Genomic DNA, 295 nt, shown 5'->3' on the forward strand with positions numbered 1-295 from the left:
GGGCTGACGAGATCGCCCTGCTCGACCGAGCGGTTGCCGACGACGCCGTCATAAGGCGCCTTCAGCACCGTGAAGGACAGGTCGCGCTGGGCCTTGTCGCGGGTGAGCTGCAGCGAAGCGAGCGTGCTCGCCGATTCGGCGCGCTGCGCCTCCAGCACGCCGATATTGGCCTGCGCGGCGGTGATCTGCGCATCGGCGCCGGCAAGTGCCGCCTTGGCCTGGTCGAGTGCCGTCTGCGCGTCGTCGAGCTGCGCCTGCGTGCCGACATGGGTCTTGAGCAGCTGCGCGGCGCGAT

At 70.2% G+C, this 295-nt stretch carries 1 pseudogene; it reads right to left on the bottom strand.

The window, feature by feature from the left end:
* Positions 1-295 (bottom strand): annotated as a pseudogene (locus EN859_RS37070) (HlyD family secretion protein); the annotation flags it as partial.

Source organism: Mesorhizobium sp. M00.F.Ca.ET.216.01.1.1 (assembly GCF_004010325.2).
GTDB lineage: Bacteria > Pseudomonadota > Alphaproteobacteria > Rhizobiales > Rhizobiaceae > Mesorhizobium.